The sequence below is a fragment of the Megalodesulfovibrio paquesii genome, from assembly GCF_054653055.1.
In genome coordinates, this window is the sequence record NZ_BAAIGQ010000006.1 from 154,872 (window position 1) to 167,761 (window position 12,890).

10 protein-coding genes are annotated in these 12,890 nt (G+C 66.1%); 9 read left to right on the forward strand and 1 reads right to left on the reverse strand.

The features are described from left to right. The first annotated feature begins 93 nt into the window (after positions 1-93). From ACYQ00_RS13535 to ACYQ00_RS13555, 5 genes are all read left to right on the forward strand, one after another. Positions 94-1,755 carry an FAD-dependent oxidoreductase gene (locus tag ACYQ00_RS13535; RefSeq protein WP_460032672.1) on the forward strand — a complete coding sequence of 554 codons (1,662 nt, stop codon included), beginning with the start codon at positions 94-96 and terminating at the stop codon, positions 1,753-1,755. A 96-nt stretch (positions 1,756-1,851) separates the two neighbouring features. Then, a complete protein-coding gene (locus tag ACYQ00_RS13540) occupies positions 1,852-3,456 on the forward strand; it encodes an SDR family oxidoreductase (RefSeq protein ID WP_460032673.1) in 1,605 nt (534 codons plus the stop codon). 10 nt (positions 3,457-3,466) lie between these two features. Then, positions 3,467-5,407, forward strand: coding sequence for a molybdopterin-dependent oxidoreductase (locus ACYQ00_RS13545; RefSeq protein WP_460032674.1), 1,941 nt, complete (start codon positions 3,467-3,469; stop codon positions 5,405-5,407). 110 nt (positions 5,408-5,517) lie between these two features. Then, the gene (locus ACYQ00_RS13550; RefSeq protein ID WP_460032675.1) at positions 5,518-6,978 is read left to right on the forward strand and encodes a menaquinone biosynthesis decarboxylase; all 1,461 of its coding nucleotides are present in this window, start codon (positions 5,518-5,520) and stop codon (positions 6,976-6,978) included. Positions 6,979-7,074: 96 nt separating this feature from the next. After that, on the forward strand, positions 7,075-7,653 hold the full coding sequence (locus ACYQ00_RS13555) for a UbiX family flavin prenyltransferase (protein ID WP_460032676.1): 579 nt from the start codon (positions 7,075-7,077) through the stop codon (positions 7,651-7,653). Positions 7,654-7,820: 167 nt separating this feature from the next. On the opposite strand, the gene ACYQ00_RS13560 is transcribed toward ACYQ00_RS13555, so the two are convergent. Continuing rightward, entirely contained in the window at positions 7,821-8,270 is a 450-nt protein-coding gene (locus tag ACYQ00_RS13560) for a universal stress protein (protein ID WP_460032677.1), read from the reverse strand. A gap of 179 nt (positions 8,271-8,449) precedes the next feature. On the opposite strand from ACYQ00_RS13560, the gene ACYQ00_RS13565 reads away from it, so the two are divergent. From ACYQ00_RS13565 to ACYQ00_RS13580, 4 genes are read left to right on the forward strand one after another with little or no spacing between them, the layout of a single operon-like run. After that, entirely contained in the window at positions 8,450-9,061 is a 612-nt protein-coding gene (locus ACYQ00_RS13565) for a sugar transferase (RefSeq protein ID WP_460032678.1), read from the forward strand. Beyond that, on the forward strand, positions 9,058-9,711 hold the full coding sequence (locus tag ACYQ00_RS13570) for an acetyltransferase (RefSeq protein ID WP_460032679.1): 654 nt from the start codon (positions 9,058-9,060) through the stop codon (positions 9,709-9,711). The genes ACYQ00_RS13565 and ACYQ00_RS13570 overlap by 4 nt, the downstream gene beginning before the upstream one ends. A 38-nt stretch (positions 9,712-9,749) precedes the next feature. Then, entirely contained in the window at positions 9,750-10,922 is a 1,173-nt protein-coding gene (locus ACYQ00_RS13575) for a DegT/DnrJ/EryC1/StrS family aminotransferase (protein ID WP_460032680.1), read from the forward strand. An 18-nt stretch (positions 10,923-10,940) separates the two neighbouring features. Continuing rightward, on the forward strand, positions 10,941-12,857 hold the full coding sequence (locus ACYQ00_RS13580) for a polysaccharide biosynthesis protein (protein ID WP_460032681.1): 1,917 nt from the start codon (positions 10,941-10,943) through the stop codon (positions 12,855-12,857). The last annotated feature ends 33 nt before the right edge of the window (positions 12,858-12,890 follow it).

The following is a 12,890-nucleotide window of genomic DNA, read 5'->3' on the forward strand; positions in this document are numbered from 1 at the left end:
CAGGGGGCTGGCTTGTCATCCACGCGTGCTTGTATGCGTCACGCGCCGTGTGATATGGGACAGGCAGCATCGACCCTCAACCCTGGAACTGCCATGAGCCCCTTTTTTGCCAAGAAGCCTGCCGAGGCTGAAGAAGACGCCTGGTTTTTGCCCGAGGACGCCCGCATCGCCCTCAAGGAGACCTTCAAGGCCCTCAAGGACGAGGTGACGCTGGAAGTTTTCACCAACAAGGACGTCAACGAACAGTACAACGATTTTTTGCGAAAATTCGTTCGGGATGTAGCCAGGTTGGATGCCAGGCTCAAGCCGGTATATCATGCATTGGACAGCGAACGTGCCCGGGAGCTGGGGGTGGATTTTTCGCCCACCTTGTGCATTGCCCCGGAAAAATATCACCTGCGCTATCTTGGCGCGCCCCTGGGCGAGGAAGGCCGCAGCTTCATCCAGGCCATCCTGCTGGCTTCCACGGCAGAAAGTCACCTCTCCCCCACCTCCAGGCAGCTCCTCAAGCAGCTGGAGGAGCCGCGGCAGGTGCGGGTGTTCGTCAGTCCCAGCTGCCCGTATTGCCCGGGCCAGGTCTTCAATGCCTTCAAGGCTGCCGTGGAGCGGCCGGATCTGGTGCAGGCTGAGTGCGTGGACAGCGCCCAGCACACCGTCCTGGCCGACGAGTACGGCATCGGCTCCGTGCCGCACACTATTATTAACGATGCCGTGCACCTGCTGGGCCTGGAGCCGGAGGAGCGATTTATCGTCGAGCTGGTCAGTCTGCAAAGCGCGCAGGACATTCTGGGCGAGCACGACCATGAGCACCAGCACGAGCACGTGCCCGTGGAAACTGTGGACGTGGTGATTATCGGCTCCGGGCCTGCCGGGCTGACGGCGGGGATTTACGTGGCCCGCAGCGGCCTGAAGGCGGTCATTCTGGAAAAGCATGTGCTCGGCGGCGCGGTGGCCATCACGCCAGTGGTGGAGAATTATCCGGGCTTTGCCAATATTCCCGGCAAGAAACTCATGGAAATCATGGCAGAACAGGCCCGCAGCTACTGCGATATCCGCGAGGATGAAGACGTCTCCGAAATCAAGCTCGGCAAACAGGTGGAAGTGCACACCCAGCGCGGCATTTTCCTGGCCAGGGCCGTCCTTTTGTGCACCGGGGCTTCCTGGAAGAAAATCGGGGCCATAGGCGAGGATCTGTATGCCGGCTTTGGCGTCAGCTATTGTTCCTCCTGCGATGGCTACCTGTACCGCGACCGCACCGTGGCTGTGGTCGGCGGGGGGAATTCGGCTCTTACCGATGCGCTGCATCTGAAGAATCTCGGCGCCAAGGTGACCATCCTCCACCGGCGGGACAGCTTCCGCGCCCAGCAGCACCTGCAGGATAGCGTCGCCAGCCAGGGAATCCCCGTGCTCTGGAACAAGGAAGTGCTGGAGATTCTGGGCAAGGACGGCCATGTGACCGGCCTGCGCCTGCGCGATACCGTCACTGCTGAGGAAAACGAACTGGCCGTGGACGCCGTCTTCGTGGCTGTGGGCGTCATTCCCAACACCTCCCTGGCCCAGGATCTGGGCGTGCAGCTGGACGAACAGGGCTTCATCAAGGTGGATCGGGCCATGCGGACCAATATCCCCCGCGTGTACGCCGCCGGTGACGTCACCGGTGGGGTGCAACAGATCGTCACGGCCATCGGGGAAGGCTCCGTGGCCGCCCTGAGCGCGTTTGAGGATCTGGCGCACCCGTATTGGGTGAAGAAATAAGAGGCAAGGCATGCGGGGGGAACTGCGTTCCCTCCGCATGCACGAACAGGGGGAGGGGGGATTTTCCTCCTGGTTCATCTTTTTCCTGGAGTTCCCATGCGCGATACTCGGCCGGTGTTGGTGACAGGGGCCACGGGGTATATCGGGGGACGGCTGGCGCCATTGCTGCTGGAGCGAGGGCACCGGGTGCGGGTGATGGTCCGTTCCGCAGCCAAGCTGGGCTGCCGGCCCTGGGCCGGGCATCCGGAGCTGGAGGTAGCCGAGGCGGATGTCTTTTCGTATCCCGCGGTGCGTCGCGCCGTGTCCGGCTGCCGGGCGGTGGTCTATCTGATCCATTCCATGAACCCTCAGGAACGCGACTACGCTGCCGCCGACCGGCTGGCGGCGCACATCATGATGCGGGCCTGTGAGCGCGAGGGGGTGGAGCGGGTATTGTACCTTGGAGGGATAGTAAATGATGACGGAGGATTGTCCCATCATTTGCAATCCCGGAATGAGGTCGCGAGCATCCTGGCCGGAGGCGAGCCCAGGGCCACGGTGTTGCGGGCAGCCCAGATCCTTGGCTCAGGCAGCGCCAGCTTTGAGATTATCCGGTATCTTGCCGACCGCCTGCCGCTGATGATTTGTCCTCGCTGGGTGTACACCCAGGCGCAGCCCGTGGCCGTGCGGGATGTGCTGCACTGCCTGGCCGGATGTCTGGAACATCCTGAAACAGCAGGGGAAGAGTATGATATCGCCGGGCCGGACGTCCTGACCTACAAGCAGTTGTTCCGGCTGTATTGCGAGGTGGCCGGCCTGCCGCGGCCGCGGCTCATTCCCGTGCCGGTGCTGACGCCCTTCCTGTCGTCACTGTGGGTGGGGCTGGTCACGCCCATCCCGGCCAGCCTGGCCCGACCGCTGGTGCAGGGGCTCAAAACCCGGGTGGTGGCCCGGGACAACCGGCTGATGGAGCTGCTGGGGCACAGGCCCACGCCCGTGCGCGAGGCCATGACGCTGGCCCTGGACAAGGTCCGCCAACACACGGTGGAGACCTGCTGGAGCGATGCCGGTGAAGCACGCGTGCCCGAGTGGCTGGCCTGTGGCGATGCGCCCTATGCCGGCGGCACGGTGCTGGGGGAGACCTTCCGCCTGGTGCTGGAGGCCCCGGTGGAGCAGGTATGGCAACAGGTGGTGCGCATTGGCGGGGAGAATGGCTGGTTGTTTGATAATTATCTTTGGAGATTGCGAGGATGGCTGGATACACTGGCCGGCGGGCCTGGCCTGCGCCGCGGCCGGCGGGATCCTGAGCAGCTCTTCATTGGCGATGCCCTGGATTTCTGGCGCGTGCTGGATGTCCAGGCGCCCGGCACCTCGCAGCAGGCCCGGCTGATGCTCCTGGCCGAGATGCGCCTGCCCGGGGAAGCCCTGCTGGAGTTTCGGCTGTCCCGACTCCAGGGCGGCGCCGGTGCGGGCGGGGAGCGGACGGAGCTGGTGCAGCGCTCGCGGTTTCTGCCCCGTGGCCTGGCCGGGTTGGCGTACTGGTGGGCCACGTTTCCATTGCACCTGCGCATCTTCAAGGGCATGCTCCGGGAAATCGGCCGCCGCAGCGGGGCGAGGGTGCTGTCCGGTCCGGACCGGGTGACGGGACACGAAACCGCCGCCTGCAGCCTGGAGGCGCTGAGCACACCGGCGCGGCTGGTCCACCCGCAATCACCGCATTGAGGATATCTTGATGACTGCCTTCCGCACCGCCTGTCTCTCCCATTGCCACGATGGATGCGCCTTGCTTGCCGAACGCGCCGACGATGGCCGCGTGACCCTGCGGGGTGATCCGGACCATCCCTTCACCGCCGGCTTTTGCTGCGCCAAGATGAAGGACTACGTCCAGCACACCCTGCATCGCCCGGACCGCATCACCACGCCATTACTCAAGGAAGGCGGCCGGTTTAGACCCGCTGACTGGGACGAAGCCCTGGATCTGATTGCCGGGAAGCTCCAGACCCTGCGGCAGACGCCGGAGCGCATCCTGCATCATATCGATTACGCCACCTTCGGTGTGCTGCACCGGGCCAGCGAGTATGTCTTCGGCCGCCTGGGCGCGGCAGGGCTCGCCGGCGGTTCCTGTGTCCGGGCCATGGGCGCAGCCATTGGCAAGGATTTTGGCACGCATCGCGAGCCGCACTGGTCCGCCCCTCTCAAGGCCGGGCGGATCGTGCTCTGGGGACGCAATCTGGCCGCGCAAACCCCGCACGCCGGGCGGATCGTCCAGCAGGCCCGCAAGCAGGGAACGCCCGTCCTGGCCATCCATCCCGGGGATGGCGGCTACGCCGCCTTTGCCGACCAGGCCATCCGGGTCCGCCCTGGCTCGGATCGCTTCCTGGCTGCCGCGGTGCTGAAAATATTGAAGGATGACGGAAGGATAAATCAGGATGCCCTGGCCCGGAGCACCGGGGCGGAGGGCCTGCTGGCGCTCCTTGACGGGCAGAGCCTGGAGTCATTGGCGGCAGCCTGCGATGTGCCCTCCGAGAGCATCCATCTGCTGGCGGACTGGATGGCTTCCGGCACCGCGGGGGCAACGCACGTCATGCTCGGCCGCGGGCTGCAGCGCTATGCCCTGGGCGGGGAGAATGTCCGCTGGATCAATGCCCTGGCCCTGCTCAGCGGGCAGGTTGGCCGGGTGGGCGGGGGCATTTCCTTTGTGGGAGGGGACAAAGGGCACCTCTCATACAGCTGGACCAAACCCCCGCAGGCGCCAGCAGGTGCGCCTCGTCGTCGGATGCTGCCCTTTGCCTCCCTGGGGCAGGCGCTGCAAGCGGCTGAGCCGCCAGTGGATTTTGTATGGACCGAGGGCTGGAACCCCTTGGCCACCGCGCCGGACGCCGCGCGCATCGGCCAGGCCTTGCAGGCGCGTTTCCACGTGGCTGTGGAGCCCTTCATGACCGACACCGCCGCCTGCGCCACGGTGATTCTGCCGCCGACCCTGCTCTTTGAAAGCGAGGACCTCGCCCGGGCTGCCGGACACGATTTTGTCATGCACGGCCGCCCCTTGCCTGCGGATTGGCACAGGCCGCCGGCCGGGGTGCGCAGCAATTTCCAGATTCAGGCGCAGTTGGCCGCGCGGCTGGGGATCGACTTTCCGGACGCGGAGCAGGTCATGACGGAGGCGCTGCACACAGCCACACCGGCCGGCTCCCTGGACCAGCTGCGCGCCCGGGGCTGGCTGCAGGCCCAGCCGCAGCCCGAGCCCTGGGCCGAGGGTCCCTTCGCCACCCGGAACGGCCGCTTCCATCTGGTCCAGACCCTCACACCGGAGCCCTCGCCTGCGCCGGGCTATCCCCTGCGGTTGCTGACCTTTGTGGAGCGCGGCGTGCTGCTTTCCCGGCGCACGCCCGAGCAGATGGCCGACCTGCCCGTGGCGCGCATGGCCCCGGATTCGCCCTGGGCCGCCCGGCTGGATTGTTCCAGGCCGGCCAGGCTGGCGACCCCCCTGGGGGCGATGCCCGTGCGGCTGGCGCTCAAGCCCGGCCTGCATCCCGAAACTGTGCTCGTGCCCCGCGGCGGCTGGCTTTCCCGTGGCTGGGGCGTGAACGCCCTAATCGAACCCCATGAGGCCGATCTCGGCGGCCAGGCTGCCTATTACGCCCAGTGGTGCCGGCTGGAGCAGGATGGCTGAGTCCGGCCCCAGGAGCCTGGATTGCATCCCGCCGGGCTTCGGGGTAGAGTCTTTGTTCATTTTCATTCATGTTTCCCTCCCGAACCATTCTGGAATCACCAGGAAGAATCATGGCCTACAAAGACCTGCACGCCTTTCTGAAGCGCCTGGACGAACACAAGGAGCTGGTGCGCATCAAGGAGCCGCTGGACCCGTATCTGGAAATCGCCGAGGTCACGGACCGGACTTCCAAGGGCTTTGGCCCGGCGCTGCTCTTCGAAAACGTCAAGGGCTCCAAGTTCCCCGTGCTGACCAATGCCTTTGGCTCCTACCAGCGCATGCATATGGCGCTGGAGGTGGAGAGCCTGGACGCCGTGGCCGAGCAGATTCAGGAGTACATGGAGATCGAAAAGCCCGACTCCATCATCAAAAAGCTCAAGCTCCTGCCCAAGCTGGCCAAAATGGCCAACATCTTCCCCAAGGAAGTGACCAGGGCAGCCTGCCAGGACGTGGTGTACACCGGCGACGACGTGGACCTGGGCATCCTTCCCGTGCTGACCACCTGGCCCGGCGATGCCGGCCCGTTCATCACCCTGCCGCTGGTCATCACCAAGAATCCCGAAACCGGCATGCGCAATATGGGCATGTATCGCATGCAGGTGTTTGACAAGAATACCACAGGCATGCACTGGCACCGCCACAAGGGCGGGGCTTATCACTACCATCTGGCCGAAAAGAAGGGCCAGCGGCTGGAAGTGGCCGTGGCCATCGGGCCGGATCCGGCCGTGACGTATGCCGCCACCGCGCCCATCCCCGACGAGATGGACGAGTTCCTCTTTGCCGGCTTCCTGCGGCAGTCCCCGGTGGAGTACGTCAAGTGCAAGACCGTGGATCTGGAGGTCCCGGCCAATTCCATGTTCGTGCTGGAAGGCTATGTGGAGCCCGGCGAGCGCCGGCGCGAAGGCCCTTTTGGCGACCACACGGGCTATTACTCCCTGGCCGACGACTATCCCGTCTTCCACGTCACGGCCCTGACCCATCGCACCGACGCCATTTACCCAGCCACCCTTGTGGGCCCGCCGCCCATGGAAGACTGCTTCATGGGCAAGGCCACGGAGCGCATCTTCCTGCCGCTGATCAAGAAGCAGCTGCCCGAAGTGGTGGACATGAATCTGCCCCTGGAAGGCGTGTTCCACAACCTCTGCTTCGTCTCCATCGACAAGCGCTACCCCGGCCAGACCCGCAAGGTCATGTATGCCCTGTGGGGCCTGGGGCAGATGATGTTCACCAAGATCATCGTCATTGTGGACAAGGATGTGAATGTCCAGAACACGTCGGAAGTCCTCTGGCGGCTGGGCAACAACGTGGATCCGCGGCGGGACATCGTCATCCTGGAAGGCCCCCTGGATGCCCTGGACCACTCCTCCCCCACGGCCTTTTACGGCGCCAAGATGGGCATAGACGCCACCAAGAAAGGCCCGGACGACGGCCACTTCCGCGAATGGCCCGACTCCCTGACCATGGACCCGGCGGTCAAACGCAAAATCGCCGGCCTCTGGCCCAAGCTGGGCATTCCGCTGACGAAGAAATAACAAGAAGCAAGAGGATGCGAGGGGGAAACCCAGTACAAAGGGGGCTCCCCCTCGCGCTCCCCCTCCCCTAAATCATTATACGGGGGTGACCTCGGCATGAAGACACGCATCGTCCTCGGCCTCTCCGGGGCCAGTGGCATGCCTTATGCGCTGATGCTGCTGGATCTGCTGGCCGCGCGGCCGGACGTGGCCGTGCATTGCATCGTCTCCGACGGGGCCTGGGAAGTGCTGCAGGTGGAGATGGGCCTTGCCCGCGCCGACGTGGAAGCGCACCTGGACGCCCGCTGCGAGCGCCGCTACAGCCAGCAGGAGATCGGCGCCGGCCCGGCCTCGGGCTCCTGGCGACATGCGGGCATGGTCGTCTGCCCCTGTTCCATGGCTTCCCTGGCCGCCATCGCCCAGGGCCTGGGCTCCAACCTCCTGCATCGCGCCGCGGACGTGACGCTCAAGGAGCGCCGGCCGCTGCTGCTCGTGGTCCGGGAAACGCCCTTCAACCGTGTCCACCTGCAGAACATGCTGGCCGCCCACGACGCCGGGGCCACCATCATCGCCGCGGCGCCGGGCTTCTACCACCGGCCCAAGACCATCGACGACCTCACCCGGCATCTGGCCACCCGGCTGCTGGATCACCTCGGCCTCCCCGACCCCCACGCCCCGCGCTGGGCGGACGGGTAGGGAGAGAGGAAAAGAGAAGAAAAAAGAAGAGCCAGGGGGGGGATAATCCCCCCTGGACCCCCTGATGGGTAGTTTTCTGGTGCGGGTGGCGACACCCGCACCAGAAAACTACCCACCGGAGGGGCCCGGGGGAACTCAGTTCCCCCGGTTTTCTTTATCGCCGTTTTTTATTCGCTCAAAAACAGCACCGGCAGCTCGCCGCGGGCGGCCACGGCTTCGGCCACGTGGCCCAGGCCGGGGCCTTCCAGGGCGTGTCGACCGTGGGCGACGTGCATGACGATGAGGTCGGCGTTCTTTTTGGTGGCCATCTTGAAGATTTCCTCCACGGGATCGCCGTTGGCCAGTTCAATTTCCAGGTGCGGGCAGGCCTTGAGGTCCTTTTCGCAGATGTCTTCCATCAGCGCCTTGGCGTGCTTGATTTCCCAGAGGCGGAAGTGATCCACCACCTCGTTGGAGGGAAAGTTGCCGTAGGCCGGGAAGTAGGAACAGAGGTCCACGGCAACGTAGAGCATGACAATGGCTGCGTTATACTTTTGGGAAAGCGCAAGCACTTTGGGGGCGGAGGCGATGGATTCGCTGCTCAGGTCCGTGGGCCACAATATGGTTTTGGGGTCCATGCAGATCTCCTTATCTCCAGATATACTATCGACGTGATAGAAAAACGTCGAAGAGGGTTGGCTACTACTTAACACGCCGGCGCAAAAAGACAAGCCACGCCGGGTCATGTTTCGAGGCAATGGGCAGGACTCCCGGGGACGTGTTGCCGCAACCCGGGAAAGCGGCTATCTGAAGGGAAATGATTGGGAAAACACCGCGATATTTCTGGTGGAAACGCCCGCTGGACCTGACGCTGACCCTGCTGGCCGCGCCGCTGTGGCTGCCGTTGCTGGTGGTGGTCGGGGTGGTGGTGCGCGTGGGGCTGGGCAGCCCGGTGTTTTTCCGACAGTTGCGGCCGGGGTTGCTGGAACGGCCGTTCCTGCTGCGCAAGTTCCGGACCATGCGGGAAGGGCCCGGTGCGGACGCGGCGCGACTCACTCCCCTGGGCCGCTGGCTTCGGGCCACCAGCCTCGATGAACTGCCCGAGCTGCTGCTGGTGCTGCGGGGAGAGATGAGTCTGGTCGGCCCGCGCCCCTTGCTCATGGACTATCTGGACAAGTACGATGCAACGCAGCGGCGACGGCACTTGGTCCGACCAGGACTGACCGGTCTGGCCCAGATCTGCGGCCGCAATGCCTGCAGCTGGGAGGAGCAGTTCCGTCTGGATGTGGAATATGTGGACAATTGCTCCTTTCTGTTGGATATCCGCATCTTGTGGCGCACGGTGGGGCTGGTGCTGCAGCGTCGCGGCGTCAGCCAGCCGGGGCAGGCCACGCGCATGCCGTTTCAAGGAAGCGATCGAACCCAATGACATTTCCCACCTGTTACATCCTCGGCGCGGGCGGCCATGGCCGCGTGGTGCTGGAATCGGCTCAGGCCAGCGGGCAGTTCGCCGCCTGTGTGTTTCTGGATGGCAACGCCACCCTGCACGGCACGCGGATCATGGGCGTTCCCGTCCTGGGCGGGGATGAGGCCCTGCCCGCACCCGGTCCGGCGGTGGCCGTGCTGCCGGCCATTGGAGACAATCATCGCCGGCTGGCCCTGACGCTTGACCTGGCCGCCCAAGGCTATCTGGTCCCCACGGTGGTGCACCCGCGGGCCTGGGTGTCGCCCCATGCCGCGCTTGGCGCGGGTACGGTGGTCTTTGCCATGGCGGCGATCCAGCCCGGCGCGACCCTGGGCCGGGCCTGCATCGTCAACACTTCCGCCAGCATTGATCATGACTGTGTCCTGGGTGATGGCGTCCACTGTTCCCCCGGCGTCCATCTGGCCGGCGGGGTGCATGTGGGGGATTGCACGCACCTGGGCATTGGCAGCTGCGTCATCCAGGAAATGCGCGTGGGCGGGCACTGTGTGGTGGGCGCAGGCGCGGCGGTGGTCAAGGACATCGCCGACGACAGCCTGGCCCTGGGCGTGCCGGCCGTGGTGGTGCGCAAACTGCCGCCGCGGGAAGTGGTCTGACGGCAACACCCTGGATCCCTCTGCAACAGGAGCCTTTTATGGCTGGACGGATTTTTCTTTCCCCGCCGCACCTTGCCGGCAACGAGCTGGAGTTTTTGCAACGGGCCCTGGAGAGCAACTACCTTGCCCCCGTGGGGCCGGATTTGGACGCCTTTGAGGCCGCCGTGGCTCGACTGCTGGAATTGCCTGATGACGGCCGGCGGCGGCTCCTGGCCCTGAATTCCGGTGCGGCCGGCATTCACCTGGCCTTGTTGCTGGCGGGGGTGGGGGCCGGGGATGTGGTGCTCTGTCCGGATTTTGCCTTCATCGCCTCGGCCGCGCCCGTGGTCCAGCTGGGCGCGCAACCCTGTGTGGTGGATGCCGAACGCAGCACCTGGAACATGGATCCCGACCTGGCCGAGGCCGCGCTGGTCCGCCTGGAAAAGGCCGGCCGCCCGGCCAAAGCCCTGCTGGTGGTGCACGGCTACGGCCGCCCGGCGCGCATGGACCGGTTTCTGACGCTGCGGGACCGCTTCGGCCTGACACTCATCGAGGACGCCGCCGAGTCCCTGGCAGCCACGGCGCTGGGCCGCCACACCGGGACTATGGGCGACTACGGCATTCTTTCCTTCAACGGCAACAAACTCATCACCACCTCCGGCGGCGGCATGCTCGTGTGCAGGGATCCGGCGCAGGCCGAGAAGGCCCTGGCCCTGGCCACCATGGCCCGTGACCCCGGCCCGTTCTACACCCACTCCTTCCTGGGCTACAGCTACCGCATGAGCAACCTCCTGGCCGCCCTGGGCCGGGCCCAGCTGGCGGTGCTCCCCGAGCGGCTTGCCCGGAAAAAGCAGGTAGTGGAGGGGTATCGGGAGCGATTGGCGGGGGTTGAGGGGCTGGAGTTCCTGCCCGAGCCGGACCCGGCCTGGGGCGTGTCCAACCATTGGCTGACCTGCGTGCTCTTTGCCACGCACGCCCAGCGCGAGGCGGTGCGGCTGGCTCTGGAGCGGGAAGCCATCGAGGCCCGGGCCCTCTGGACTCCCCTGCACCGCCAGCCGGCCCTGGCCGGCCTGCTGGGGCCGGAGTGGGTGGAAGGCGGCGCCGTGGGGGATGATCTCTTCGCCCGCGGGCTGGCCCTGCCCTCAGGCACGGCCCTGACCCCGACGGATCAGGACCGCATCTGCGCGTGTCTTCAGCTGGCCCTGGCGTCCATGACGCCGGAACGCGGCTAGCCGGCAGGGTGCGTAGCGATGGCCCGTCTCCGCCTGCCGCGTTTTCCCCGCCACCGCACCGCCTGGCTGCTGCTGGCCATGGACGGGCTGCTGGCCCTGGGCGCGCATCTGCTGGCCTATCTGACCCGCTTTGAAGGCGCGCTGCCCGGGGCGCAGTGGGCCAACTTTTTTGCCTGGGTGGCCTGGGCCGTGGCCGTGAAGCTGCTCTGCATGGCAGCCTTTGACTGCTACCGCGGCATGTGGCGCTACACCAGCCTGCCGGACGTCGGACGCATTGCCGGCGCGGTGACCTTGTCCTCATTGCTCATGATGTCCATCCTGCTGGTGGCGCACCGGTTCGAGGGCTATTCCCGCTCGGTCTTTCTGCTGGACTGGCTGTACACGCTGCTGGCCTTTTGCGGGGTGCGGCTGGCCATTCGCCTGCACAAGGGGCCGGCCTTCCGCATGAGTTCCCTGCGGGCCGCCGCCGGGCCTGCCGGGCCGGTGCGGGACTGCGTCATCCTGGGCGCGGGCGAGGCTGGCGAGAAGCTGGTGCGGGACATCCTCTCCAACCCCGAAAGCGGCGTGCGGCTCACGGGCATGTTTGACGACGACCCCGGCAAGCGCGGCAAGACCCTGCATGGGGTGCCCGTGCTGGACGCCATCGAAACCTTGCCGACCTGGGTGGCCAGCGGGCGCATCGGCGCGCAGGAGGCGCTCATCGCCATGCCGTCGGCCTCGGGGCCGGCCATGCGGCGCATCGTGACCGTGTGCGAGGAGGCCCGGCTGCCCTGCCGGACCATTCCCAGCCTGCGGGAGCTGGCCCAGGGCCGGGTGAGCGTCAAGGCCCTGCGCGATGTGGATTATCGCGATCTCCTGCCCCGGGAGGAAGCCCGCCCGGACCCGGCCAGCATCCGCGAGGCCGTGGCCGGCAGGCGTGTGCTGGTTACTGGCGCCGGCGGGTCCATCGGCTCGGAACTGTGCCGCCAGCTGACAGCCTTTGCCCCGGCCGAGCTGCAGCTTCTGGACATGAGCGAGAGCGCCCTCTACGCCATTCAGATGGAACTGGCCTACGACCGCCAGTTTCGTCGCAGCCGTCCTCTGCTGGGCTCCCTGGCCGATGCGGACTGGTCCCGCTGGGCCCTGGAAACGCATGCGCCGCAGGTGATTTTTCATGCCGCAGCCTACAAGCATGTGCCCATGCTGGAGCTGCACCCCTGGCAGGCCGTGACCAACAACGTGCTGGGCATGGTCCACCTGCTGGATGCGGCCAGGGGCTGCGGGGTGGAGAGTCTGTTGCTGGTCTCCACGGACAAGGCCGTGCGGCCCACCAATGTCATGGGCGCGAGCAAGCGTCTGGCCGAACGGCTGCTGCAGGCCGAATGCTTGGCCCCAGCCTCAACGGACATGCGGCTGATGGCGGTTCGTTTCGGCAATGTGCTGGGCTCCTCCGGGTCGGTCATTCCGCTCTTCCGCGCCCAGATCGAGCGCGGCGGTCCGGTCACGGTAACGCATCCCGACGTGGTCCGCTATTTCATGACCGTGGAGGAAGCCTGCCTGCTGATCCTCCAGGCCGGCGCCCTGGCCCGGGCTCCCGGCGGCGGGGCAGGGGAGATCTACCTTCTGAAGATGGGCCGGCCGGTAAACATCGCGCACATGGCCGAGGATCTGATCCGCCTTTCCGGCCGCGAGCCGGGCCGGGATGTGGCCATCGAATTCATCGGCCTCAGGCCCGGCGAAAAGCTCTATGAGGAGCTGGTGACCGAGGGCGAAGGCATCGTGCCCTCGGCGCATGAGCAGCTCATGGTGCTCAAGGGCGAGGCCTGTCCGACCGGCTCGCTGGACACGCTGGTGGACGAGCTGGCCGCCGCCGCCGCCCGCCGCGACGGCGAGGCCATCCGCCACCTGCTGCGCCAGGCCGTGCCGGAATACCGTCCCGAGGCGGCCGGGGCCTGATCCGGCAGGACATTCTTCGCAGGCGCTTCCCTG